This window comes from uncultured Kriegella sp. (genome assembly GCF_963975415.1).
GTDB lineage: Bacteria > Bacteroidota > Bacteroidia > Flavobacteriales > Flavobacteriaceae > Kriegella.
This window is the reverse complement of the sequence record NZ_CAXBGN010000008.1, coordinates 153,519-178,666: the sequence shown is the minus strand read 5'-3', so window position 1 is coordinate 178,666 and position 25,148 is coordinate 153,519. Positions and strand designations below refer to the sequence as shown.

20 protein-coding genes are annotated in these 25,148 nt (G+C 39.4%); 11 read left to right on the top strand and 9 right to left on the bottom strand.

What is annotated here, in order from left to right; translation table 11 throughout:
- Positions 1 to 8 precede the first annotated feature (8 nt).
- Positions 9 to 428, top strand: a complete 420-nt coding sequence (locus AACZ88_RS17250) for a response regulator (RefSeq protein ID WP_339712845.1) — start codon at positions 9 to 11, stop codon at positions 426 to 428.
- A 79-nt stretch (positions 429 to 507) separates the two neighbouring features.
- On the opposite strand, the gene AACZ88_RS17245 is transcribed toward AACZ88_RS17250, so the two are convergent.
- Positions 508 to 1,674 (bottom strand): proline dehydrogenase family protein, encoded by a 1,167-nt coding sequence (locus tag AACZ88_RS17245; protein WP_339712842.1) that lies wholly within the window; start codon positions 1,672 to 1,674, stop codon positions 508 to 510.
- A 132-nt stretch (positions 1,675 to 1,806) separates the two neighbouring features.
- Between AACZ88_RS17245 and aroB the strand changes: the two genes are divergently transcribed.
- Both aroB and AACZ88_RS17235 read left to right on the top strand, forming a co-directional pair.
- A complete protein-coding gene (aroB, locus tag AACZ88_RS17240; protein ID WP_339712840.1) occupies positions 1,807 to 2,871 on the top strand; it encodes a 3-dehydroquinate synthase in 1,065 nt (354 codons plus the stop codon).
- A gap of 97 nt (positions 2,872 to 2,968) precedes the next feature.
- On the top strand, positions 2,969 to 3,304 hold the full coding sequence (locus AACZ88_RS17235; RefSeq protein WP_339712837.1) for a hypothetical protein: 336 nt from the start codon (positions 2,969 to 2,971) through the stop codon (positions 3,302 to 3,304).
- 5 nt (positions 3,305 to 3,309) lie between these two features.
- Here AACZ88_RS17235 and AACZ88_RS17230 read toward each other — a convergent pair whose 3' ends face one another.
- From AACZ88_RS17230 to AACZ88_RS17220, 3 genes are all read right to left on the bottom strand, one after another.
- Positions 3,310 to 3,819: a DinB family protein gene (locus AACZ88_RS17230; protein WP_339712834.1), complete on the bottom strand. Its 510-nt coding sequence runs from the start codon at positions 3,817 to 3,819 to the stop codon at positions 3,310 to 3,312.
- A gap of 73 nt (positions 3,820 to 3,892) precedes the next feature.
- A complete protein-coding gene (locus AACZ88_RS17225; protein ID WP_089884641.1) occupies positions 3,893 to 4,372 on the bottom strand; it encodes a winged helix-turn-helix transcriptional regulator in 480 nt (159 codons plus the stop codon).
- A gap of 118 nt (positions 4,373 to 4,490) precedes the next feature.
- Positions 4,491 to 5,597: a M14 metallopeptidase family protein gene (locus AACZ88_RS17220; protein WP_339712825.1), complete on the bottom strand. Its 1,107-nt coding sequence runs from the start codon at positions 5,595 to 5,597 to the stop codon at positions 4,491 to 4,493.
- A gap of 294 nt (positions 5,598 to 5,891) precedes the next feature.
- On the opposite strand from AACZ88_RS17220, the gene AACZ88_RS17215 reads away from it, so the two are divergent.
- On the top strand, positions 5,892 to 6,269 hold the full coding sequence (locus tag AACZ88_RS17215) for a helix-turn-helix transcriptional regulator (RefSeq protein ID WP_339712823.1): 378 nt from the start codon (positions 5,892 to 5,894) through the stop codon (positions 6,267 to 6,269).
- A gap of 24 nt (positions 6,270 to 6,293) precedes the next feature.
- Entirely contained in the window at positions 6,294 to 6,671 is a 378-nt protein-coding gene (locus tag AACZ88_RS17210) for a DNA topoisomerase IV (protein WP_339712820.1), read from the top strand.
- Positions 6,672 to 6,767: 96 nt separating this feature from the next.
- Here the strand turns inward: AACZ88_RS17210 and AACZ88_RS17205 are convergent, their stop codons facing one another.
- A complete protein-coding gene (locus AACZ88_RS17205) occupies positions 6,768 to 8,057 on the bottom strand; it encodes a hypothetical protein (protein ID WP_339712817.1) in 1,290 nt (429 codons plus the stop codon).
- A gap of 237 nt (positions 8,058 to 8,294) precedes the next feature.
- Between AACZ88_RS17205 and AACZ88_RS17200 the strand changes: the two genes are divergently transcribed.
- The 6 genes from AACZ88_RS17200 to AACZ88_RS17175 all read left to right on the top strand — a co-directional run bounded on the left by AACZ88_RS17200 (position 8,295) and on the right by AACZ88_RS17175 (position 18,804).
- Positions 8,295 to 9,242 (top strand): PKD domain-containing protein, encoded by a 948-nt coding sequence (locus tag AACZ88_RS17200; protein ID WP_339712814.1) that lies wholly within the window; start codon positions 8,295 to 8,297, stop codon positions 9,240 to 9,242.
- A gap of 54 nt (positions 9,243 to 9,296) precedes the next feature.
- Positions 9,297 to 12,680 (top strand): SusC/RagA family TonB-linked outer membrane protein, encoded by a 3,384-nt coding sequence (locus AACZ88_RS17195; protein WP_339712811.1) that lies wholly within the window; start codon positions 9,297 to 9,299, stop codon positions 12,678 to 12,680.
- 19 nt (positions 12,681 to 12,699) lie between these two features.
- A complete protein-coding gene (locus AACZ88_RS17190) occupies positions 12,700 to 14,361 on the top strand; it encodes a SusD/RagB family nutrient-binding outer membrane lipoprotein (protein ID WP_339712808.1) in 1,662 nt (553 codons plus the stop codon).
- Positions 14,362 to 14,643: 282 nt separating this feature from the next.
- The gene (locus tag AACZ88_RS17185; RefSeq protein WP_339712806.1) at positions 14,644 to 15,564 is read left to right on the top strand and encodes a dihydrodipicolinate synthase family protein; all 921 of its coding nucleotides are present in this window, start codon (positions 14,644 to 14,646) and stop codon (positions 15,562 to 15,564) included.
- A gap of 28 nt (positions 15,565 to 15,592) precedes the next feature.
- Complete coding sequence (locus tag AACZ88_RS17180) at positions 15,593 to 17,035, top strand: PHP domain-containing protein (RefSeq protein ID WP_339712804.1); 1,443 nt, start codon at positions 15,593 to 15,595, stop codon at positions 17,033 to 17,035.
- A complete protein-coding gene (locus tag AACZ88_RS17175) occupies positions 17,032 to 18,804 on the top strand; it encodes a TIM-barrel domain-containing protein (RefSeq protein WP_339712802.1) in 1,773 nt (590 codons plus the stop codon). Before AACZ88_RS17180 ends, AACZ88_RS17175 begins: the two co-directional genes overlap by 4 nt.
- A gap of 137 nt (positions 18,805 to 18,941) precedes the next feature.
- On the opposite strand, the gene AACZ88_RS17170 is transcribed toward AACZ88_RS17175, so the two are convergent.
- From AACZ88_RS17170 to AACZ88_RS17155, 4 genes are all read right to left on the bottom strand, one after another.
- Positions 18,942 to 19,898 (bottom strand): sterol desaturase family protein, encoded by a 957-nt coding sequence (locus AACZ88_RS17170; RefSeq protein WP_339712800.1) that lies wholly within the window; start codon positions 19,896 to 19,898, stop codon positions 18,942 to 18,944.
- Positions 19,899 to 20,012: 114 nt separating this feature from the next.
- Positions 20,013 to 20,444: a large conductance mechanosensitive channel protein MscL gene (gene mscL, locus AACZ88_RS17165; RefSeq protein ID WP_339712797.1), complete on the bottom strand. Its 432-nt coding sequence runs from the start codon at positions 20,442 to 20,444 to the stop codon at positions 20,013 to 20,015.
- Positions 20,445 to 20,448: 4 nt separating this feature from the next.
- Positions 20,449 to 23,133 carry a DNA gyrase/topoisomerase IV subunit A gene (locus AACZ88_RS17160; RefSeq protein WP_339712795.1) on the bottom strand — a complete coding sequence of 895 codons (2,685 nt, stop codon included), beginning with the start codon at positions 23,131 to 23,133 and terminating at the stop codon, positions 20,449 to 20,451.
- A gap of 31 nt (positions 23,134 to 23,164) precedes the next feature.
- The gene (locus AACZ88_RS17155; RefSeq protein ID WP_339712793.1) at positions 23,165 to 25,018 is read right to left on the bottom strand and encodes a DNA topoisomerase IV subunit B; all 1,854 of its coding nucleotides are present in this window, start codon (positions 25,016 to 25,018) and stop codon (positions 23,165 to 23,167) included.
- Between the last annotated feature and the right edge of the window lie 130 nt (positions 25,019 to 25,148).

The following is a 25,148-nucleotide window of genomic DNA, read 5'->3' as shown; positions in this document are numbered from 1 at the left end:
TAGAAGCTATGAAAATAAATTTTATGCTCATTGATGACAGGGATATTGATTTGTTTATTACTCAAAAAATCATTGAAAAGCTGCCCTTAGACTCGAATTTCAAGACCTTTACCAAGGCCAAGGCAGCCATGGAATATTTAAGCTCCTTGAATACTAAAATGGGGTTTGAACCCACCTTTTTTCCAGATATAATTTTAGTAGATATCAATATGCCTGAAATGAATGGGTTTCAGTTTTTAAACAAATTTAGCGAGCTTAAAAATGACAAACTCAATGCTATAAAAATCTATATGTTGTCTTCTACCACTAACTTGACTGATATTATTGATGCAGAACAAAATGATGTCTGTGATGGGTTTATTAGTAAACCATTAACAGCTCATAGGGTTGAGTCAATAGTAAACGAATTAAGAAAACCTTGCGTATAAAACAACGTTACATTCTCGCAATAGCCTAAGGTCAAATCTACACTACTCTTTTATGGAAGGTTAAAACGTTATACAAAAACTAAATTTTTCTTCGTTTTCGTTCCTGTTTGAGTAGTGACAATTCACGACTGGTCTGCCCTGCTACCGATGTATTCTCTTCGGCTCGCCGAATAAGGTAAGGCATTACATCGCGCACAGGTCCGAAGGGCAAATATTTTGCCACATTATAGTTTTTAGCGGCCAAATTAAAAGAAATGTGGTCGCTCATGCCGTACAATTGACCAAACCAAATATTCGCGGCATTATGTCGCACTCCCCTATCTTCCATTAGCTGCATGAGCTTGTAGCAACTGTTTTCATTATGGGTTCCGGCAAAAATGGAGATAGTATTCAAATCACCCAACATATATGCTACTGCCGCATCAAAATTATCATCTGTAGCTTTTTTCGAAGCACATATCGGTGAAGGATACCCTTTATCTTCGGCGCGTTCGTTTTCTTTTTCCATATATGCACCGCGAACCACCTTTATTCCAATTTTAAAGCCATCCTTTATCGCTACACTATGTAATTTTCTCAAATAATCCATACGATCCCACCGGTACATCTGAAGTGTATTGAACACTACGGTTTTCTCGGTATTATACGTTCGCATCATTTTCTCTACCAGCGCATCCGCAGCGGTCTGCATCCAACTTTCTTCGGCATCGATTAAAAGCGATACACCTAAATCAGAGGCTTTCTTGCACGTGACCTCAAACCGTCGTTCGACCCGTTTCCATTCGGCCGTTTCGTTTTCGTTCAATGCCACACCACTTCCTATTTTCTCAAAGAGTTCAAAGCGTCCATATCCGGTCGGTTTAAAAACCGCAAAGGGAATGGCATCTTTTTCCTTAGCAAAATCCAGCACCCGTAAAACCGTCGCAAGCGCATTATCTAAAGGATCTTCTTCATTACTTCCTTCGACAGAATAGTCTAATACCGAACACACCTTTTTTTCCCACAGTCTATCTACCACGGTCATGCAATCTTTTTCGTTGACCCCTCCACAAAAATGATCGAATACTGTTGCCCGAATAAGTCCTTCTACAGGTAGTTTGGCCTTAATAGCAAAATTAGTGGCAACGGTGCCCATTTTTACCAAAGGTTGATTGGAAATCATTTTAAACAAAAAATAAGCCCGTTCCAATTCAGAATCAGACTTTAGTTCAAATGCGATTTGAGTATCTTCGAATATTCTATTCATTTAGAGCAAAATTATAGTGAATCAAAGATAATGACAGAAAATATATTCTTTTGACAAAAAATTACCTTTATTTTGCGGTCTTAGATTGAGCTATTTCCAGCACTTGGAAAGTACAAATGAAATGATATTTTAATGGAATCGATTACTTCTGCCTCATACGCTGTTCATTTTAACCAAAACGCATATGCTGTTCTCGAACAGCATTTGACCAAAAAGAACTATTCGAAATTATTCATTCTTGTAGACACCAACACGCGTCGAGACTGCCTACCCATTCTTAAATCGAGGTTACGTGGGAAATATGATTTTGAGATACTCGAAATTATTCCAGGAGAAGAAAACAAGAATATCAGCACGTGTACCAAAGCATGGGAAGCGTTGTCGAACTTGGATGCTGATCGCAAAAGTCTACTTATCAATCTTGGTGGAGGTGTAGTCACCGACTTAGGAGGATTTGTCGCATCTACTTTTAAGAGAGGCATTTCTTTTATCAATATACCCACAACCTTACTCGCAATGGTCGATGCTTCGGTAGGGGGAAAAACAGGCGTCGACCTCGGACCATTGAAAAATCAAATCGGCGTTATCAACCAGCCAGAGATGGTATTGGTGGTAAGCGAATTTTTAGCAACGCTTGAGGTCCGTCAATTGAATAGTGGTTTTGCCGAAATGTTGAAACACGGACTAATTCAAGATGCTACTTATTGGAAATCACTGAAGCTGATTACAGATTTTGTTGCCTTGGATCAGCTAATTTATGATTCGGTCATTATCAAAAACAAAGTCGTTCTGCAAGACCCGACCGAACAAGGTTTGCGTAAGATACTGAACTACGGACACACCTTGGGACATGCTATAGAATCATATTTCCTGGAAAGCACCAATCACGAAACCTTACTTCACGGCGAGGCCATTGCTATCGGTATGATACTGGAAGCATATTTGTCACATCATTTGACCGGCCTTAGCGAGGGATCTTTAGAAGATATCAAATCAACATTTTTGGGTCGATATAAAAAGGTGAGGTTTTCCCCTTCCGATATTCAAAACATCTTGTCATTATTAAAGTTCGACAAGAAGAATTCACATGGTAATATTAATTTTGTCCTGCTCCATGCCATTGGAAAACCCGCAATCGATGTGAAGATTCCTGAAAACTTATACAAAGAAGCCTTCGCATACTACAATGGGCTCTAGGTTCGTGTACTAATATCGGGATTTGACAACTCTTTGATTTCTTCAAAGAAAAATTTATATAGTTTAGTTTCATAATAACAAATCAAACCAATTTATTATGACACGTAAACTTGTTGACTACAAAAAGTTAGATCACACACTTGCCGCCCTTCTTATTGAAACCTACCCCTATGGATACGGGGATGACGACATCCTTACTTTTAAAAATGCCAACGGAGAAATTGTTGAAGCCGTCGAACTTAAAACTGACGAGACGATTTATATGGTAAAAATAAGCAAGAGTCTGGCCAGTTTTATTTCGAATTTCGAGGAAAATATCGAAAAGGAATTGGAAGACAAATCGAAGCCCGTTCTTGAAAAGATAGATGCTCAAGAAGCAAACAATGAATTTATTTCGGATTTCGAGCCTGAGGAAGAAGATGATTTTGAGTAATTAACTCAAATATACCGCTGTCGTAGAATATTTCTATGGTGTTTTTGGTGGCCGCAAATAACAAAACCTAAAGTAGCTACACTCCACTCTAGGCCACTTGCAGTACCTTTCAAATCTAACACGGGACGACTAAAACCCGAGAATAAAGTGATGGTAGCATTTCTTACCGCTTTATACTCTTGAATAAGACTCTTCTTAGAACGTGAGCCGTAATTACTATTAGAAACAAACAAATCTTGATCAAAACCTGGCAGTGCAGTTTTATCTCCCCTAGAAAACCGCAAAGCTCGATATTGAAATACGCGCTCGGCATCTAAAATGTGTAATAGCACCCCCGCGATACTCCATTTACCTTCAGCATAAGCATAGCTAATATCAGGTATACTTTCAATAAATTCCGGAAAATTTTTCAGCTGCCTTTTTAGCATATCATCTAAATTCACCTCCCCTAAAACATCAATATAAGTCTTGTAAAAAGGAATCGGATCGGGTAGTTGAATTTCAGAAGTCATCATACCTCTAAGATAAAAAAAATCCCAAAACATCTTATGCCTTGGGATTCATTTCAATTAATTGACTTGTGCTATGCTACAATTCATTAAAAATAGTATGCATCAAGCGTTTTTTATCATTTATACTTTCTTCCAACGAAATCATGGTCTCCGTTCTACTAATACCATCGATATCATCGATTTTAAATATGATATTTTTTGCATGCGTGGTATCCTTCGCCCTTATTTTACAAAAAATATTGAATTTCCCTGTGGTTATATGTGCGACAGTAACATTCGGTATTTGTTCCAATCGTTCTAATACAAATTTAGTCTGATGTGTTTTTTCCAAATAGATACCCACATAGGCGATAAATGCATAACCCAGTTTCACGTAATCCAATGTCAATGAAGATCCTTTTATAATACCGGCCTCTTCCATCTTTTTTACACGTACGTGAACGGTTCCTGCAGAAATCAAAAGTTTTTTCGCAATATCCGTAAAGGGGGTTCGGGTATTGTCGATTAACATATCGAGAATCTGATGATCAATTTCGTCTAGCTTAACTTTATTCATAATCAATGGTATATTTTGGACAAAAGTAAAAAATTAAGAAAATAAACTCATTAAAACTCACACTTTTTTAACAAAAATGTAATTTTCAAACGTTTTCGTTGAAAAAAAACACGATGAATCAGCCTTTTACGCTATCCCAGTATGGCTGTTTTTTCAGTTCATTCAACTCTTCATCGATCATGCAGTCATAAGTTTTGTGACCATGAAAACCTTTTAAATTACCTATTTCGGCAACCTTAGGCACAAAATCGATATGGTCGTTGCATAATGTCTCGACAAACAAAATACCTATATCCCTAACTTTTTCTATTGATTTGTCGACCGCTTGCACATTTTTGATCAAAACATCAAAAAATAATTTGTTGTTCTCAGGAATAGCAAAATAATCTTTGCTACTAAAATTAGAAACTTCGCCTAAAGCCAACGTTTTAAATGCCGTTAACAATGCATAAAAGATAAACTCCCTGGTTCTTTCCCTATGATAATCCCCAGGATAATGGCCCGCTTCAAAAAGCACTGTAGGGGTATTGAGCATTTGAAAGGCGTCTCCAACACAATTTTCATTAAAAGCATCATCGTAGCGCCCCACCTGACCCGGAATCAACTCTTGTAAGACTTGATTGATGGCTACAATAAGCTTCATACTAAGTTCTCTGGAAGGTGAAATATTTCGTTCCACATTATGGGCAGGAGCCAAAAATGAGACGGTTGCCGGTCTTGAGGTAAAGCCTACATTAAAAATAGTACGCTGACCGTGCAGGTTAAGACAAAAGTCAGGCTTAAACTCATCATATGTTTTTCGCAGTGTCTTACTTTCAGGCTGACTACGTTTTTGAGCATCTCTGTTCAAATCAATACTATTTGCATTTACCCGCGTATAAACTTCCGCTCCATCTGGATTTAGAATAAAGATAATTTTCAGGGTACACTGTCGTAAAACATTTAGAATGGCAGATTGAGATTGCAATAAATTGATGATATCGAAGAGCGCTTTAGTTGTGGTAGATTCATTGCCATGCATCTGAGACCAAGACAATACTTTTGTCTTTCCTTTCCCCCAAGTCACACTTTCAATGGGGCGACCCTCAACAGAATACCCAATTGTTTCCCTTATAAAATCGGCTGGTAACTTTTCAAGAAACGACAAAACCTGTGCGTTGGTAACGTACCTACCTTGAATAGCGTTTTCTTTAAATGCTTGGTAATCTATAGATGTATTCGGCATAGTTGACTATTATTTTGCAAGCGCAAAAATAAGTCCTAATTATGTTACATTCGTAAACAAAACAAATCACATTTGTAAACAACAAATCTTATTGATTGTGCCGCTATGTACACATTTGTAAATACGAGTTATTGTATTTTTTCAATTTTAACAAAAATAAATATAATAAACTATAATTCAGTTAATTAAATCACTATAATTAAACTTATTATTTATAATTAAAACAATGATACCACCGCATAACCACGCTTCAAACAGCTCATTTTACCTATATTTGAATATTATTTTGATACAATGGTAAACACTGAGGATTTTATCGGTCGGTTAGATAAATTATTGCGGTACCACAACCTCTCCGCCTCCAGTTTTGCCGACAAGGTCGGAGTACAACGCTCAAGTATATCACACCTGCTTAGCGGCCGCAACAAACCGAGTCTTGAATTCGTTTTAAAGGTGATCAAAACTTTCCCTGAAGTAAACCTATACTGGTTGCTAAACGGAAAAGGTGCTTTTCCCTCCGACAATAAAGAAGAGCCCCTTCCTACCACTTCCAAGAGACAAAATGTAAGCGAAAAACCTAAAAAAGCTGTTATTCAAAACAAAGAGAAGTCGATTGAAAAAATAGTGATTTTTTATTCCGATGGAAGTTTTAAATCATATGACGGAGATTAGCTTTATATTTATTTATTTTGCAGCATGACAAAAAAAATATTTCTCTATTCGGCAACACTGGTTTTAATCTACTCATGCTACCAACCGCAACGTGATTGCGCCAAGTTTAAGAAAGGTAATTTTTCCTTTACCTCAGAAATCGACAACAAGGAAATAACTACGACTTTCATGAGAAACGACACCTTAGAAATAGACTTCTTTAATGGCGTTGCCGACACTTCTAGCGTAAGATGGATAAACGACTGCGAATATATTGTCAAGAAATTACACCCAAAGTCCAAGTCGGAAGAACAATCGATTCATATGAAAATATTATCGACCACTGAAAACTCATATACCTTCGAATACAACATAGTAGGCAAAAGTCAAACCTCCAGAGGAACAGCCATTAAATTGGAATAATTAGTTCTAGATTTACAAAATGATACTGTATTAAAAGTTTTACTCTTTTGTAAAGGTAACCATATATAATAATTTATTAATCAATAATATATGTTATTATCTACTTGTTGGCTTAGGGTTTTGCCCCACCATTTCCAATAACCCGGAAATCAACAATTCGCCTGTACTTTCCCCGAGACTCGTTCTGCTAATATATTGATAGGTGTCAAAACTATTAAAGTCTTCTTTAGTCAAAATATAACCAAAGGCATCATTGGTCAACCCAAAAAGAAAGGCGTGCTCCGTTGGCATTTTACGTTTTAAATAGTAACCTATATTTGGCAAAGCTTCCCCGGGAATAGTTAAGACCTGAGCAGTTCCTATATTTAAAAGATTAAGGGTTGTGCTGATCGAATCCGAATCGCCTTCCCCTATGCCCAAAGGAGAATTCTGAAGAATATATTTTAACATGGCAGATTCTATGGGAAAAGTAACAGTCTTATTGGCGCAGTAGATATCCGGATTATTTTGAATAGGCGCCTCTTCAATTATGCGAAGCGCCTCATCACCCAAAAGGTTTCCGATTCTTTGGCATTCTTCCCAATTCCGAGCTTCTTTCCCGCCATCCAACCGATTATCCGCTGTTACCATTCCACCTTGGGCTCCATTCATAAAAAGGGCCATACCACCTGTTTTTTGCTCAATTCTATCATAAAGAGGGGCCACAAGGTCTCCACTTAAAATTCCCCTATCGCTACCCAATACTTCTGGATGTATCGCATAATTAACCAAGGTAACGATAGGTTTTCCTGAAACATCAAGAGCTTGAATCACCCCACATCTTGGGTCGTACAATTTAGGCGCATAATAGTTATAAGCTATTTTACCTTCGGCTTTTGCTACCGCAATTTTTAAATTGGCCGGGGCGATTTTTTCCAAAGCCTCATTAACGGCATCCGCTACCTGAACAACACATTTATCCAAATAGTTCAAATCTGCCCCATGCCCTCCTTGCTCATTAGGAAATGCATAGGCATCAGGAGCACTATGGGTATGTGTAGCACCTATAAGTATATTCTCTGAAGCAATCCCCTTAATCAATGCTCGTGATCGGTCGCCCAGAGCGGCAGGCCAGCCCAAATTATCAATATTCACAATCGCAATTTTCTCACTCCCCTTGACCAGAACCATTGCGCGTACAAAAAGATCTCCTTTTTTCTCGTGAACCGATTTCGGAGTTCCGACACCACCAGAAACAGCCAATAAAGGATCGGGAGTGATCACACGCTTGGCAGCACCGATCATTAATCGTTGTGCATCAACATTTATAGAAAAAAGAAGAAAGATTAAGCCAGGAAAAAGAACGGATTTTGTGGCGCTGGAAAATAGTCTGGATAGAATTCTCATGGTAGCAGCGTAAAGAAATCAAAAAATGTAAGAATATTAACATATTTAACAAATATATTATTAAATAGTTAATTCGATAGTTAATATTTAATGTATAATTAACAAAATAACCGAAATACAACGCGTTTTTAAATGCTATTTTTGTTAATATTGCGTTAACATTTAACATTATCAAAGTATAATGTTACGGATTCAACAACTAAAAACGAAGTGCTTTCTCATTATAAACTAAATGATATGTATAAATTAAACACCTCAAAAGTATTGGGCAGTTTTCTCTGTTGCATACTCTTACTAACTTCCTGTGACTCGGACGATTCGGGCGCGTCGGATTTTCCGCTATCAGCGGACATCTCACATAGTGTAAATGGAAAAAAGGTAGCTTTTCAAGCACTCACCCATAGTGCCAGCAACTGGTCCTGGGATTTTGGGGATGGCACCACCAGTAGTGAGAAAAATCCTGTTCATGTATATAGTGAAGCAGGTTATTACACGGCGGTACTAACAGCTACAGATGCAAGTGGAGGCTCAATTACCGATGAAGTAAAGCTCGCCCTTGATATTACGCCATACGTGTTATTGACCGGTGGTGCAACAGCAGTTGATGGCAAAACATGGAAACTTTCAAGTGGCCATTCCGATAGCGATTATTTTGCCAATGCCGACGCAGAACTTTCACCTTTTGATGGAGCTCCAAATCCCCTTCCCGCTGGTATATTCGGTGCTGGTTTAGGAATGAGCGAAGTATATGAAGACGAATTCACTTTTTATTTCGATGGTAGCTATGGCCATGATGTTAAAGCTGACGGGGCCGCATTTAGTGGGTTGGTATTTCAGTTCGTCTCAACCGGGGGGGCTGGAATCGTAAATGACGGAGGGGCCGATTTCGGTCTCTGTACGGGGCTGTATACCCCAGAAGCGAATGCAACTTTCACCTATGTCGAAAACGAAGATTTTACCACATCATCGGTGTACGGAGCAGGCGGTATGATAACCTATGAAAATGTAAGTACATTAGATTTTTCGGGTACCGAATTTGTAGGCTTCTACGATTTTGAAAACAAAGCGATCATTCAAAGTATTTCAGATACTTCAATGCGTTTGGTGCTGTTCGTAGCGGCGTCACCTGACGCAATCGGAATTAACACCAATGCGATTGTACTGACATTTGAAGTTGTAGAATAAATTAGACCTCCTAAAAAATTTGATCAAAATATATAACCAATTCAAAACAATTTTATGAACACGTATATAAAGAAGACTTCATCCTTCGTCGCTTTAAATTTTGTGCTATTTATGTGCAGTGCGATGGTTTTGGCTCAAACGAATGTATCTGGTACGGTTAGTTCGAGTGAAGACAATATGCCTTTACCCGGTGTAAGTATTGTACTGAAAGGAACCGCGACCGGAGTAACAACGGATTTTGACGGCAACTACAGCATTAATGTCTCCGATGCCAATAGCATCTTGATATTTTCCTATATCGGATTTGAAACTCGTGAGGTTTCGGTAAACGGCCAGACTACCTTGAATGTTACAATGGCCACTAGCGCCCAAGCATTGGATGAAGTTGTTGTTACGGCCCTTGGCATAAAACGAGAAGACAAATCGTTAGGGTACTCCGTAGAGAATGTAGCTGGGGAAGAACTAACGCGGGTTGCCCAAGAAAATGTATTGAACTCACTATCAGGTAAGGTAGCCGGGGTCACCCTAAACTCTACCGGTGGGGCGGGTTCATCAGTAAGCATGGTTATCAGGGGGGCTATCTCTTTGAGTTCGGACAATCAACCGCTCTTTGTCATTGATGGGGTGCCCGTAGTTAATTCACTCAATAATATTGGCGGATTCGGTAATGATAACCGGGTAGATTACGGGAACGCCATTTCTGATTTAGACCCTAATAGTATTGAAGATGTAAGTATCTTAAAAGGACCCAGTGCGGCTGCGCTTTACGGATCTAGGGCAGGTAATGGCGTTGTATTGATTACTACCAAAAAAGCAAAGGATAAGGAGAAAATGAAGGTTTCCTTTTCTTCGAGCACGGTTTTTGACGTTCCTTATAAATTCTTGGAACAACAAACGAGATTTGCTTCCGGATTGTTTTCATTTTCCCCAGAATCACAAGGAGGAAGTAATCTGTTACCGCCAGTAGCATTGTCAGGTGGCAATGGGGGCCCTGAATTAGATCAAGGATATTTCGCTGTACAATGGAATGCTCCTTTGGATGCCAATGGCCAACCAATTCCTACGGAATTAAAATCATACCCGAATAATGTCAATGATTTTGTCCAAACGGGCATTACTTCCACCAACAGTCTTTCCGTCACGAATAGTACCGAGGCGTTAAATTATAGAGTGGGCATCACCAATATGTCAAATACCGGTTTGGTTCCCAACTCAGATGTCAATCGTAATAGTTTTTCACTATCGGCATCGTCTAATTTGAACAACAAGTTCATTTTGAGCACCAATGTTAATGTGGTACACAGTTATGCAGATAACCGGCCAGCATCCAACAGGGGGGCCAACCCTTTGCAATGGGCTTATTCCACTCCCGCAAACATTGATTTGAACCTTTTAAGAGACTATGATTTGCCGGGCACAGAAGTTTTGACCTTGGCACCCGGATACAATAATCCTTATTTTCTAGCTTATGATGTAAATAACAGCTATTCCCGTTTCCGGGTTTTTGGAAATATGGCATTGGATTGGAATATTTCAGAATCTTTTAAAATAAGAACGAGTTACAACTTGAACAGCTTTAATCAGACCCAAGAAAGTAAAATTGCACCTGAAGGGTATGAAGCCGAATCGAACAATGGAACTTATGGTATTTCCAAAACAGATGGTATGGAGACCAATATAGATATCTTGGCCACCTACACCAAAGATTTCGGAGATTTTGACTTATCGGTTTCCGGGGGTGGAAATTTAATGTACCAAAAAAATACAGGGCTAAACAACTCCGCATTTTCCAGCGTCGGTTTAATTGTCCCCAATTTGTTTACCGTTAAAAACATTGCCCCTACCGCTTTAAATTATTCTAGCTTTATTAGTGAAAGAAGCATTAATAGCGTTTATGCCCTTGGAAATTTTGGTTTTAAAGACATGCTATATTTAGATGTTACGGCAAGAAACGACTGGTCAAGTACATTGCCCATAGACAACCGTTCATATTTCTATCCATCGGCATCCTTAAGTTTTCTGCTAAGTGAAGTGGTCAACATTCCCAAAGTAGACCTTTTCAAACTAAGAGGAGGCTGGGCTCGGGTAGGTAACGATACAAGTCCATATCAATTGGGGGCCTACTATAATAACGCCGGAGTTTGGGACAATGCCACGCTATATACTGCAGGCGGTTTGAATACCCCTACTTTAGAGCCAGAGGAAGCCACCTCACAAGAATTTGGTGTTGACCTGACTATGTTCAATAACAGGTTCCGTTTTGAAGGCACGTACTACACGGTCGAAAACAAAAATCAAATTATCAGGGTACCTCTCGCAGGGTCTTCGGGAAATACGAGTGTTGGCATTAATGCCGGAATTTTGGAAAGCAACGGTTGGGAGCTTTCATTGGGTGTCACCCCCATCCGCAACGAAAACTGGAATTGGGACTTGAATTTTAATTTTACTACCAATGAATCAAAAATTTTGGAATTATATGAAGGTGTAGACTATATAGAGTTTTGGAGCGAGAACAAAAGTGTATCACGAGGTTATGTAGCGAACCCCGCAACGGGAGAAGATGGCTTGGTAGGAAATATTTACTCTCCCAAAATATTACGGGTCACGGACGCTAATTCACCTTATTTTGGATACCCATTGATTGGCGCAGGTGAAGATTCTGAATGGTTGCCCCAAGAAGAACGGGTCAAAGTGGGCAACTACAACCCTGATTTTGTTATGGGGCTGCAATCGAGTTTCTCGTATAAGAATTTATCATTGAACTTGACCTTTGACTGGCGTTCTGGCGGGCAGTATATGTCGCAAACTTCTCGGTATATGGTTGAAGATGGTTATGGCCAGCAACTTATAGACAACTTAGTCGATCCCGGTATCGCGGAAGCCGGACCGGAACTTAAACAATGGGTTTTAGATCATGCCGATGAATTTCTCTTTGCAGAGAACTTTAAATCTATTGGAGGAACACCTGGAAATGGTGGATTTCCCGAGGCATTTAGCGGTACGGTCGTTTATGACGGTATCTTTAGTGCAGGCGTCGTAGGGCATCATGACGAAAATGGAAACTTTATTTTAGACCACGAAAACCTTGGTAATGTGGGCACTACGTTTCTTCCCTTCTCAGTGGGTAATCCATGGGAGTTTGGAACACCTCATATGTTCGATGCCGATTATATTAAGTTAAGGGAGGTTTCGTTGAGCTATGATTTACCTAATAAGATTTTAGACAGAACCGGGCTTGACAATGTTAGCTTGTCACTATATAGTAGAAATATAATGCTTTGGACAAAAGACTCGGCCTTTGGGGTCGATCCTGAAAGGGCTTTTCAGGCAGAAACAAGTTCAGGAAACAGAGGAACACAGTTTAAGCAGGGTATTGAGCGCTACAATGTAGATCCTTGGGTAATTCCTGTAGGATTTAAAATTGGCATAACTTTTTAAAAATAAAACGAAAATCGTCATGTATCAACTAAAAAATAAAATAGGCATATTGGTTTTGGGGCTTACCGTCTTAATCTCATGCCACGGTTTAGAAGATTTGAATGAAAACCCGAACCAGATAGGTTCCGACAATGTTGACCCCAACCTTTTAATGGCGACGGTGATTTCTGGTACGGCGAAGAATGTCGTCGGCCTTGGGTTTGGCGATATGGCAGGGGTTATGCAACACACTCAAAAAGATGGATGGTCAGGAGGTCATAACTCTTATGATTGGAGCAACGATTCCCACAGTTGGAACGGGTATTATAGCCTTTTGAACAATAACAAGACACTGATTGAAAAAGCGGAAACTGATAACTTGGATTTTCACTTGGGCGTTGGCTTGGTCATGAAAGCCTATCTATTCGGTATGATTACAGATTTATGGGGAGATGCCCCATACTCGGGAGCCTTAAGAGCCGACGAGGGCGTCGATTTCTTCGATGCTGTTTTCGATGACCAAAAAGATATTTACACCGGTATCTTTGCCGACCTTTCTCGAGCCAACACTTTATTATCTAAAAGTCAGGATGCTTATTTTAGTATTCAGACACAACAAGATATTTTATATGCGGGCAACGTCGCACAATGGCGTAAATTTGCAAATTCCCTGGCATTGCGCTACTATATGCGTTTATCGGTCAAAGAACCTGGAGTGGCCGCTGAAGGTATTCGAAGAATAGCATCCAACCCACAGCAATATCCTTTAATTACAGATGCGACAGATGACGCAAACGTTGATTATGTCGGCGCCAGCCCCAATGATTCTTGGCCTAGTAACACAGAATTTGATACCAGTCCCCAAGGTGCTTATTTTAGAATAAAAATGGCTGCTACCCTGGTAGACGCCCTACAAATGTTAGAGGACCCAAGACTGGCTGTTTGGGCCAATAAAATTGAGATTCCATTGGTAGAAGATGTCGGTTCACCTGATGATACCGATTATATAGATGATACCACCGGTGAAAGACATGTCTCGGAAAAACTTGTCGACGACCATTTGGCCATTGTAGGCGAACCGGTAAATTTTGACAAAGAATATGTGGGACTGCCAACCGCCATAACGCTAGGGCCAGCATACAATTTAAAGAAAGAATTCAACCAAGGGTCTTACAACCCCCACGTTTCTCAATTAAATGATATCTATAAGGCGGCAAGTGGTCCCTTGTTAAAATCGCGACTCATTTCCGCTGCCGAGGTACATTTTATTTTGGCGGAGGCTGCACTTAATGGCTGGGCGACCGGTTCGGCCGAGCAATATTACAACCAGGGTATTCAACAATCTTTAAATGCATGGGGTGTTGGAGATTCGTATGCAACTTACATTTCTGGTCCAGCGGCTTATGGTGATTATGAAGATATCATTGAACAAAAATGGATTGCCAGCTGGACATCGGCGGCCCAGTCATGGTTCGATTACCGAAGAACAGGGCTTCCAGACCTACAAACGGGACCTACGGCAAAAAGGGCAGCCTTACCACTGCGATTCTATTACCACATTGATGAAATCGACAATAACACGGCTAATGCCGATGCCGCTATAAATAAGTTAGAAACAACACCTTTTAAAGGAGAAGACACCACCAACAACAGCGCTTGGTCAAAAATGTGGCTATTGCAAGGTACCAATCAACCTTACTAAGGCCTTAAACATATAAAGAATGAATCGAACACCAAAAGAGACACTTTACTTTAAGTGTCTCTTTTTTTAAATAGCGCTATGTTTTCCTTATATCCCAAAACCGCGATACAAGATTTTTTAAGGCGACCTATTTTATTTATTATATGACCAAAACAAAAATCATAATGCACTCACCAATACGACATAAAGGGGTAAAATATAATATATTTAATACAATATTGTAGTGGTATGAAGCTCGATTTTGAGCTTAATTTGTTACTATAATCAATCACACCAACACTTATGAAATTGCCTCTAAAAGGTATTATCCCACCAATGATTACCCCTTTGTTAGAAAATAAGGAGCTCGATAGCAAAGGGCTTAAACTGCTTATCGAACATGTAATCGAAGGTGGGGTTCATGGTATTTTTTTACTTGGAACGAATGGCGAAGGCCCTAGCCTTGATTACAGCCTAAGAAAGCAATTGATCAAAGAGGCCTGTGAGATAGTAAATCATAGAATACCCGTATTGGTCGGAATTACTGATACTTCCTTTAAGGCTACCATAGAAATAGCGAACTATGCTAAAGAAATGGGGGTAGATGCCCTCGTAGTTGCCCCTCCATATTATTTCCAAATTACACAGCAAGAAACGATCGATTACTTGGAAGCATTGGTCCCAGTGCTACCCTTACCCTTTCTCTTGTACAATATACCAAGTTGCACCAAGGTAAACCTAACCGTTGAAACGGTAAAAAAAGGCAAAGAATTAGGAGCAATAGGTGTTAAGGATAGTTCCGGTGATATGTCTCTATTATACGCACTCATTGATGAATTTAAAGATTCACCAGACTTTTCAGTCATCGCCGGGGCCGAACTTTTTCTTACAGATACCATTCTAAACGGTGGTCACGGAGCTGTTGCCGGTGGAGCTAATTGCTTTCCGAAACTTTTTGTAGATTTATATGAGGCATCACAGTCCCGTGACCTAAAAAAAATCGCATTTTTACGAAATCAATTGCTCTACGTACATAAGACAATTTACAACTTGGGTGATTCCCCTACGAAAAGTATTCAGGCGATAAAATGTGTTTTATCACTCAAGGGAATTTGCAAAGATTATATGGCCCTGCCTTTGAGCCCTTTGAACAGTGCACATCGAAAAGAAATCAAGCGCTATTTGAAAAAATTCGATTATAGTAATAATAAGTCGCCTGTTTAAACTCGAATATGTCATAAATAAATAATGAATGAAAAAATACCGAACTCAAAAAATCATTGTTGGAACAATCATTTCCAGCATTGTTTTATTGGCTTTGTTTTTTCATTATCCAATTTATTACGAAGATGTACTTACGCTCGACAGAAATTCCGACTTTGGTGTTCACATAGATTTTTTCAGAATTTTATTTGAGCCATTCTTAGGGCCCCTACTCTATCTTAATCGAACACTATATCCTTTGACGGAAATTCCTCTGGTCTTATTATGGATTCTTATTTTATATTGTGTTGTCTCGATGATAAAGGCATTCAGGCAGCCGTCAGGCAAAAAGAGCAGGCTTCTAAGTATTTTGGTCGATTTACCCATGTTGATTGGCCTTTCTTTTACAATTTTTGTTATTATTTTATTTATCCCCCTACCGAACAATACCATTGTAAATAATTCTAAGGATTCAGTTCTGGTAACTACACATTCCCATACCGAATTCAGTCATGATGGATTGATCTCCCAAGAGAAAATGTGGGAATTCCATAAGAGAAATGGTTTTGACGCATTCTTCATAACAGATCATGCACATCATAGAAAAAGTCTTGAATTTGAACAGAAACAAAGAAAAGGTACAATTCCTGAACATCCACTGATCATGGTCGGCCAAGAATACTCTGGCAGTAATCATATGAGTTTATTGGGGTTGGATGGTAGTTTTGAAACTGAGGGCATGGATGATAAATCCGTAATTGATGCCGTACACGCCCATGGCGGTGCCGTACTCATAAACCACTGGTTCGACGGTAAAGGCAAGGATAAAGAATTTTATGCCACAATGGGTGTCGATGGCTTTGAAATCGAGAATGTAGGCAAAGATCTCTATTACAACAGAACATTGTTTCAAGAACTAAGGGAGTTCTGTACCGTGAACGAACTTATGATGGTCGGCGGATTGGATTTTCATGGCTACGGCAGGGTGTGCTCGCTTTACAATGCTTTCGAAATACCCAATTGGCAACATCTCGATGCCAATGCTAAAGAAAAAGCCATTTTAAATATTCTAAAAAATGGCCCGCAACAAAAGCTGCAGATTCTTATGTATAAGGATCGCCCCTTTTATGCTAAATCCAACCTATTCTTTAGACCATTTTTGACCCTTATCAATTATTTCAGAACACTGAACGGGTTACAGGTCATATCATGGGTACTCTGGCTGCTTGCGTTATGGTTGACTATAAATCGAAAAAAAGCTTTTTTTAAAAAACTCAAAAATATTACCACGCCGGCCTTGATCAGTTCTCTATTTCTTATAATTCTTTGTATTATTTACTACGTTCAAGGAAACGCCGTCGCCGGCTATAGCGATGTATATTCCGAATACAGTCGTCTACTTGGGCCAATCGGCATCATACTTTTCTTATATGCAGGTTCGGTTTGGTATTTTAGAACTTCTCATAACAAAAAAATACAACTAAAACAATGATTAAGAAGGTATTAAAAGTAACGTTTTGGTTATTAATACCGTTTTCAATAATTGTATATTTCTACTGGTTCTTGCCATTTTGGGGTATGCCTTTCAACGCGCAGCGCCAAGGAAACCCTCCGCTCACTCCAGCTTGGGCCCTGGAATGTTGGCTTTGGGAAGACGATGTGAATACCTCCGATTATGTTGATGAATTGCTTCTTGGATATCGCGAACACGACATACCTGTGCGTACCATTCTATTAGACAGCCCTTGGTCATTGCGCTACAATGATTTTGAAATTGATACCATTCGCTATAAAAGTCCTGATAGTTGGTTCAAAAACCTTGAAAAGAATGATTATCGTGTAGTGCTCTGGATGACCTCCATGATAAATAGTTCTAATAAAGACACCCATATTGAAGAAGATAAAGATTGGTACGATGAGGCCATGGGCAACGGTTATTTAGCCAAAGCGAAGAAACCTGATTCTTGGTGGAAGGGAAAAGGTGGATTTATTGATTATAGCAACCTTGAAGCCATGAAATGGTGGAACGGCCTTCAACAAAGAGTTTTCGACCTTGGAATCGACGGATGGAAACTAGATGGCACCGCTACCCTTTTTATGCACAAAATCGGAAGTGTGCCTTTTTTCTATAAGAAAACATCTAACGGGTTGATGACAACAAGAACCTATATGGATCTTTATTATCGTCAAGAATATCGACACGGACTAACGCAAAATCCAGAATTTGTCACCCTTTCCAGGTCAATTGATCGGTGGTATCACCCTGAGGGCTTTGCCCCGATCGACGCATCACCTGTGAATTGGGTAGGTGACCAAACACATGAATGGGTCACAAACGATATGATCAAAAAACAAGACATTGAACAAAAAGATATTGCCCTTGAAGGCGTTCAAGGGTTTGAATCGGCCATAAAGAGCATTTTAAAGAGTGCAAAGTTAGGGTATAATATCATTGGATCGGATATTGCCGGATTTTCTGGAAAAGAAATTCCGCCGCGACTGTACATTCGTTGGGCCCAGTTTTCAACGTTCTGTGGTCTATTTCTTAATGGGGGTCATGGGGAAAGACGACTTTGGAAAAGAACTTCACAAGAATTGGAAATTATACGGAAATACGCTTGGCTACACACAGAATTCGTACCATACATGTATCATTATGTGATACGCGCACACAAAGGAGGGCGAAGATTGCAAGTACCGCTAAAAAACGGCAAGTATCATTATATGTTCGGTGACGACTTTCTAATTGCTCCCATTTATGTCGACTCAAAAAACCGGGAAGTCAATTTACCCGACGGAAAGTGGCGCTATTTTTTTGATGATGAAAAACTGCTTTATGGTCCACAAGTTTTTAATAAGGAATTTCCTTTGGAAGAGTTTCCGGTATATGTACGGGAGGGAGCTATTGTTCCTTTAGACGTCAAAAGGGATTACACGGGCTTAGGAAAAGAAGATTCCGAGGGTTTCATCACTGTTTTAATATACCCTGACCAGCAGAATAGTTTTGTCTACTATGACCCTAGAACAAAGGAAGAAACCAAGATTACTTACGAGCGTAAGGAACAGGAATTACAAGTGTTTCTTGAGGGAGCAAAAATTTCACATATTCTGAGAATTCATTCCGAAAAACCTCCGAAAACAATACGCTTTTCAAATAAAGATCTCGATTCAGAATGTTGGAGCTACGATTCGAAAAAGCATAAAATTAAAATTACCACACCACAACCTTACGATGACAACCATTATCAAATACAATTTTAAGGAAGCATGCTAAAATGTAGAAAAGTCGTGTGCAGTCTTTACGGGCAAAAAGTGACCTGAAACCTATTCATCAAAAAAAACAGATTATTTCACCTCTTACACAATAACCAGGATTGGATTTGCCACTAACCGGAAAATCAATTCGGCCTGCTATAGGCCATTTCAGGATTCTTTAGTTTCTGTTCACGGTATAAACGCTGCTGTTGCTTTACCGTCATTGTTGAGCCATCATGGCTCCATCCTGGAGGCCCAAAAATATACATCAGCTTGTGAGAAAACTTTTTAACCTTTTTTACATCCTTCCAAATATCCTTAAATTCATGGGTTAGAATAACAATGGGATTATAGGAATCGGGTGAATGGATGACTCCGTATTTTACGTCAATATCATCATCCAACTCTTTCCAAGTTCCGAAAATTTTATCGAAAATATTTAAAAACCCCCCATGGTTCTTATCTAAATATTCCACATTTTGCGCATGGTGTACTTGGTGCATGGTATGTGTATTGAAAACTTTTTCGATCCACCCCATCTTAGGGACATATACAGAATGTAGTTGAAATTGCCATAACGCCTCTATACCTAAACACACCACGACCATTTCCGGTGGGAAGCCTAAGGCCGGCATCCACATATAAAACAAAGGCTTATATAAAATCGTAAACCAACCATTGCGAACCGCCGTACCTAAATTAAAGTTATCTGACGAATGGTGTACAATGTGAGCAGCCCATAAAATACGTACTTCATGGTTCGCACGATGAAACCAGTAATACGTAAAGTCATCAGCAAGCTGACAGAGCAACCAAACGTACCAAGCATAACTAAAAGACTCATACCCCATTATATTGGTACGAACACCATCAACCATAGGGTTGAACAATTCATAGGTGTAATCAAACAAAACAATAGCAAAAATCACCTTGAACAAAGGTCCGATAATAGCAGAACCGACTCCCATGAACCCACTTGCGAATAAGTCTTTCCAGACATACAAATGATCATCCCCATGGGTCTTGCTATAGGTGATTTCCAATAAGATAAATGCTATAAAACAGGGTACGCCGTACACCAAGGGGTTGGTAAGATCCATTTCGAGTAAAAAAATTTGGTTAAAGATAGCAATATTAACGGCTAAATAAGCAATTGTCGTTCAATTGGGCCAATTTTAACCTTAATGACTATGTTTTCGATCGATGAACGGTATTTACTGCCATTTCTTTTTAATAAGTTCATTTTGTTCTTTCATCAATTTCTCCATATTTGAAAGAAGTTCAATATTCTTTGGAGTTTCTACTTCGAGATTATCCGGATTCTCCGCCTTATTCCTAAATCGATTCATAAATTTCAAGACTACAAAAATAGTCAATGCGATTATTATGAAATCAATCAATACCTCTATCAATTCTCCATAGCCAATTGCAACTTCAACGACATCGCCATGCGCCGCTCTCAAAATCAACTTCCAATTGGTAAAGTGCACATCATCGGTCATTAACGACAAAGGGGGCATAACTACCTTTTTAACCAAAACATTCACCACATTATTAAAAGCGGTACCAATAATTATACCAATGGCCATGTCGACCATATTACCCTTGACTGCAAATTTCTTAAATTCTTGAAAGAAGTTTTTCATTTGGTTAAAATAAGGTTGTCTGCCCTTCGCCGTCACCTTCTTCGTCACCTTCTTCATCTCCGGCTGCACTTGATCTGGCCTGATTCGTGTTATGATTCGATGCTTCAGTATTCTTATCGGAAGTTATATTTTCTTCCTCAACCACTTCAATATCCTCTGTTTTAGGAACTTCCGGCAATTCATAAGGCAAGGGTTCCATGGCGTTAATTTCAAGCACTTTTTCTTTGGTCAGTTGATTGCCCATGGCACCAATGCCCTTTACAGAAATAAACTCTTCTAGATCCAATTCTAAATTCTCCTTTCTATCCTGCCCTCTTTTTTTAGCATAGACCACTTCGGCTCGCGGTCGATAATCGGTAAAAACAGCTTCTAAATAAGACTTCGGATGATCGGTAATAATATTTTCTTCCTTATCAGGATTATCGACCAAAAAGCGTTTCACATAAAATAGTTCCTTATCCCCTTCCCAATATATGGCCGTTAGCGGCTTTTTCGGCACCCATTTTTCCAACACTATCATCTCATCATCAAAACGAAGAGTCAGTTCTGGGATAAGGGTTTTAACCGTACCGTTCGGATTTATGACCAACAGACGGTCTTCACTGGTGAATTCCCCTAAAAGTTCACCCCTGCCATCTATATTCAATCGTTGTACAGTATCATCAAACCACAATTTTCGAGGTTTTAAAGTAGACAACCCTTTTTCTTTCAATTCAATTCGTTTTACCGAATACTTCGTAACAATGTTTCCTTTCGATGCTCTTCCCTTGATAAGCACATCGGCAAAATCAATATCCCATTTCAATTTTTTTATACTCCCCACTTGGCGAAGATTTACCGTCACGACCTCGGCTTCCCCGTTGGGGTTTGCCGAGAAATACAGTACATCGGTACCCGCTTTTCCTGTACCCAGTTCATAAGCCCTGTCTCTCGTTATACTAGTAACAGCGAAACGTTTGATATGTGTAGGCCCTCCTTTTCCATCTTTATAAATCATATTATAGATGGTACGTTTATCTTTTTTCTTGAACACGGCCACATAAAGAATATTCTTTCCTACAAAGGTCTTCGCATCAACCTTAGTAACCATCATGTGCCCATCTTTCGTAAAGACAATGATATCATCGATGTCACTGCAATCGGTAACATATTCATCACGACGAAGCGATGTGCCCACAAAGCCTTCTTCACGGTTTACATAAAGTTTTGTGTTTCGTATCACCACTTTGGTAGCCTCGATATCATCAAAAACCCTAATTTCAGATTTGCGCTCCCGACCTCTTCCATAGGTCTCTTTAAGATTTTTGAAATAGTCGATGGCAAAATCCACCAAGTTTGCCAAATGATGCTTTACTTCAGCTATTTTTCTTTCGAGGTTATCTAAATTTTCTTGAGCCTTGCCCAAATCAAATTTTGAAATTCTTTTGATGCGAATTTCAGTTAATCGCACTATATCTTCTTCGGTTACCGCTCTTCTCAGATGTTCGGTATAAGGCTTAAGTCCCTTATCAATAGCTTTTATGACCCCATCCCAAGTTTCTTCTTCTTCTATATCTCGATAGATGCGATTTTCTATAAATATACGTTCCAATGAAGCGAAATGCCACTGTTCTTCAAGTTCCGCCAATTGAATTTCAAGCTCTTGTTTCAGTAACTCTACCGTGGCATCGGTGGATCGTTGTAACATTTCGGTAACCCCGATAAAAAGGGGTTTATTATCCTCAATAATACACCCTAAGGGCGAAATTGACGATTCACATGAGGTGAAAGCATACAAGGCATCGATGGTTTTATCAGGCGATATACCATTTGGAAGATGCACCAGAATTTCAACCTCCGCCGCCGTATTATCCTCAATTTTTTTAATTTTTATCTTTCCTTTGTCATTAGCTTTTAGGATGGAGTCTATTAAAGTAGAGGTATTTGTACCGTAGGGTATTTCATTAATTACCAGGGTACTTTTATCATACTGTGAAATTTTAGCACGCACCCGAACCTTACCACCTCGAAGGCCATCGTTATAGTTGGCTATGTCGATAATACCAGCTGTTGGAAAATCAGGGAACAACTTAAAACGTTGGCCTTTCAAATGTTTAATCGAGGCCTCAATCAGTTCGACAAAGTTATGTGGAAGTATTTTTGTGGAAAGTCCTACTGCAATACCTTCGGCTCCCTGAGCCAATAACAATGGAAATTTCACTGGCAGGTTTACCGGCTCCTTCTTTCGCCCGTCATAAGACGACTGCCACTCTGTTATCTTAGGGCTAAAAACTACCTCAAGGGCAAATTTTGAAAGTCGTGCTTCAATATACCTCGAAGCCGCAGCACGATCCCCGGTCAAAATATTACCCCAGTTCCCCTGTGTATCTATCAATAGATCTTTTTGGCCAATTTGCACCATTGCGTCGGCAATACTCGCATCACCGTGGGGGTGATACTGCATGGTATGCCCTACCACATTTGCAACTTTATTATACCTACCATCATCGAGATCTTTGAGGGAATGCATAATTCTGCGCTGTACTGGCTTAAAGCCATCTTCGATAGCGGGTACCGCCCGCTCCAAAATAACGTAGGAAGCATAATCTAAAAACCAATCTTTGTACATTCCTGAAATGCGGGTAAGCGCCTCGTTGGAATCGTCGGTGTTTTCGTTCTGTAAATTGTTCAGTTCTTCATTATCTTCCATAAAGAAGAATTCGTATTAGTTTGGTTTATAATTAATTATTTTCTATTAAATCAATCTCTACTTTAAGATTGTTAATAATAAACTCTTGCCGATCCGGTGTATTTTTACCCATATAGAAATTCAATAATTCTTCTATCGACATGGCTTTATCGAGCATCACTGGCTCCAATCGAATATCACCTCCAATAAAGTGTTTGAATTCATCCGGAGATATTTCCCCCAACCCCTTAAAACGCGTTATTTCTGGTTTTCCCGAAAGCTTTCCGATAGCATCTCTTCGCTCATCCTCGCTATAACAATATATCGTTTCTTTCTTGTTGCGCACACGAAACAAAGGGGTTTGCAGAATATACAAATGGTTCTCCTTTATTAGCTCAGGAAAAAACTGGAGAAAGAAAGTAATCAACAACAATCGAATATGCATACCATCAACATCGGCATCGGTAGCGATAACAATATTATTATACCGAAGATCTTCCATCGATTCTTCAATATTGAGGGCCGCTTGAAGCAAATTGAATTCCTCATTTTCGTATACGATTTTTTTAGACATACCGTACGAATTCAAAGGTTTTCCACGCAGACTAAAAACTGCCTGGGTATTTACGTCCCGTGATTTTGTTATCGAACCTGAAGCCGAATCACCCTCAGTAATAAATAAGGTACTTTCTAGCCTTCGGTCGTGCTTCATATCGCCTAAATGGACTCTACAATCACGTAACTTCTTGTTATGCAAGTTGGCCTTTTTTGCGCGATCACGGGCCAATTTCCTTATGCCCGAAAGCTCTTTCCGCTCCTTTTCGGCCATCATGATTTTACGCTGTAATTTATCGGCAGTTTCAGGATTTTTATGCAAATAATTGTCAAGATACTTCCCGATGAAATCATTAATATATGTGCGTACGGTAGGAAAATCACCCCCCATATCGGTTGACCCCAACTTGGTTTTCGTCTGACTTTCGAACACAGGCTCCATCACCTTAATGGAAATTGCCGATATGACCGACTTACGAATATCTGAAGCATCATAATTCTTTCCGTAAAAGTCGCGCACTGTTTTCACCAATGCTTCCCTAAAGGCCGACTGGTGGGTACCACCATGAGTGGTATGCTGGCCATTTACGAACGAATGGTATTCTTCACTATATTGTGTTTTACTATGGGTAATGGCCACTTCGATATCTTCCCCTTTCAAATGAATTACAGGGTAGAGCATATCATCCTTGTTATTATTATCCTCTAACAAATCTTTCAATCCGTTTTCAGAATAAAATCTTTCCCCATTAAAAAGAATACTTAACCCTGGGTTTAAGTATACATAATTTTTAAGCATGCGCTCGACATACTCGTTTCTGAACTTATACTTTTTAAATATAGTTTCGTCGGGAATAAAAGTAACCTTGGTACCACGTCTCCGTGTGGTTTCCTCTAAAAGTTCCTCATCCTTTAATTCACCGATTTCAAACTCTGCCGATTTTGATTTGCCCTCACGGGTACTTTCGACCCTGAAATAACTAGATAGCGCATTGACAGCTTTGGTACCAACGCCATTCAGACCTACAGATTTCTTAAAGGCACGTGAATCGTACTTGCCCCCTGTGTTCATTTTTGAAACTACATCAACAACTTTACCCAATGGAATGCCACGACCGTAATCACGAACGATGACCCTTTCCCCTTGGATGGAAATTTCTATAGTTTTTCCGGCCCCCATGACGAATTCGTCAATACAGTTGTCTATAGTTTCTTTTAAAAGGATATAAATACCATCATCGGCCGAAGAACCGTCGCCCAATTTTCCAATATACATTCCCGGGCGCAAACGAATGTGTTCTTTCCAATCAAGCGACCGAATATTATCTTCGGTATATTGCGATTCTGCCATACAATTAGGGTTTACTTCTGCTAATATAAAATTCTAATGCAATAATCAAAATGTGCGATAAGGAAAGTAATTAACAAAGTTAAAATAAGGGGTTTGCTGATAGCCAAACAAACCCAAAACTATCTTCTTA

Coding starts and splice junctions, on each gene's coding strand:
- AACZ88_RS17250 (WP_339712845.1), top strand. CDS start 9: ATGAAAATAAATTTTATGCTCATTGATGACAGGGATATTGATTTGTTT.
- AACZ88_RS17245 (WP_339712842.1), bottom strand. CDS start 1,674: ATGAATAGAATATTCGAAGATACTCAAATCGCATTTGAACTAAAGTCT.
- aroB (WP_339712840.1), top strand. CDS start 1,807: ATGGAATCGATTACTTCTGCCTCATACGCTGTTCATTTTAACCAAAAC.
- AACZ88_RS17235 (WP_339712837.1), top strand. CDS start 2,969: ATGACACGTAAACTTGTTGACTACAAAAAGTTAGATCACACACTTGCC.
- AACZ88_RS17230 (WP_339712834.1), bottom strand. CDS start 3,819: ATGATGACTTCTGAAATTCAACTACCCGATCCGATTCCTTTTTACAAG.
- AACZ88_RS17225 (WP_089884641.1), bottom strand. CDS start 4,372: ATGAATAAAGTTAAGCTAGACGAAATTGATCATCAGATTCTCGATATG.
- AACZ88_RS17220 (WP_339712825.1), bottom strand. CDS start 5,597: ATGCCGAATACATCTATAGATTACCAAGCATTTAAAGAAAACGCTATT.
- AACZ88_RS17215 (WP_339712823.1), top strand. CDS start 5,892: ATGGTAAACACTGAGGATTTTATCGGTCGGTTAGATAAATTATTGCGG.
- AACZ88_RS17210 (WP_339712820.1), top strand. CDS start 6,294: ATGACAAAAAAAATATTTCTCTATTCGGCAACACTGGTTTTAATCTAC.
- AACZ88_RS17205 (WP_339712817.1), bottom strand. CDS start 8,057: ATGAGAATTCTATCCAGACTATTTTCCAGCGCCACAAAATCCGTTCTT.
- AACZ88_RS17200 (WP_339712814.1), top strand. CDS start 8,295: ATGTATAAATTAAACACCTCAAAAGTATTGGGCAGTTTTCTCTGTTGC.
- AACZ88_RS17195 (WP_339712811.1), top strand. CDS start 9,297: ATGAACACGTATATAAAGAAGACTTCATCCTTCGTCGCTTTAAATTTT.
- AACZ88_RS17190 (WP_339712808.1), top strand. CDS start 12,700: ATGTATCAACTAAAAAATAAAATAGGCATATTGGTTTTGGGGCTTACC.
- AACZ88_RS17185 (WP_339712806.1), top strand. CDS start 14,644: ATGAAATTGCCTCTAAAAGGTATTATCCCACCAATGATTACCCCTTTG.
- AACZ88_RS17180 (WP_339712804.1), top strand. CDS start 15,593: ATGAAAAAATACCGAACTCAAAAAATCATTGTTGGAACAATCATTTCC.
- AACZ88_RS17175 (WP_339712802.1), top strand. CDS start 17,032: ATGATTAAGAAGGTATTAAAAGTAACGTTTTGGTTATTAATACCGTTT.
- AACZ88_RS17170 (WP_339712800.1), bottom strand. CDS start 19,898: ATGGATCTTACCAACCCCTTGGTGTACGGCGTACCCTGTTTTATAGCA.
- mscL (WP_339712797.1), bottom strand. CDS start 20,444: ATGAAAAACTTCTTTCAAGAATTTAAGAAATTTGCAGTCAAGGGTAAT.
- AACZ88_RS17160 (WP_339712795.1), bottom strand. CDS start 23,133: ATGGAAGATAATGAAGAACTGAACAATTTACAGAACGAAAACACCGAC.
- AACZ88_RS17155 (WP_339712793.1), bottom strand. CDS start 25,018: ATGGCAGAATCGCAATATACCGAAGATAATATTCGGTCGCTTGATTGG.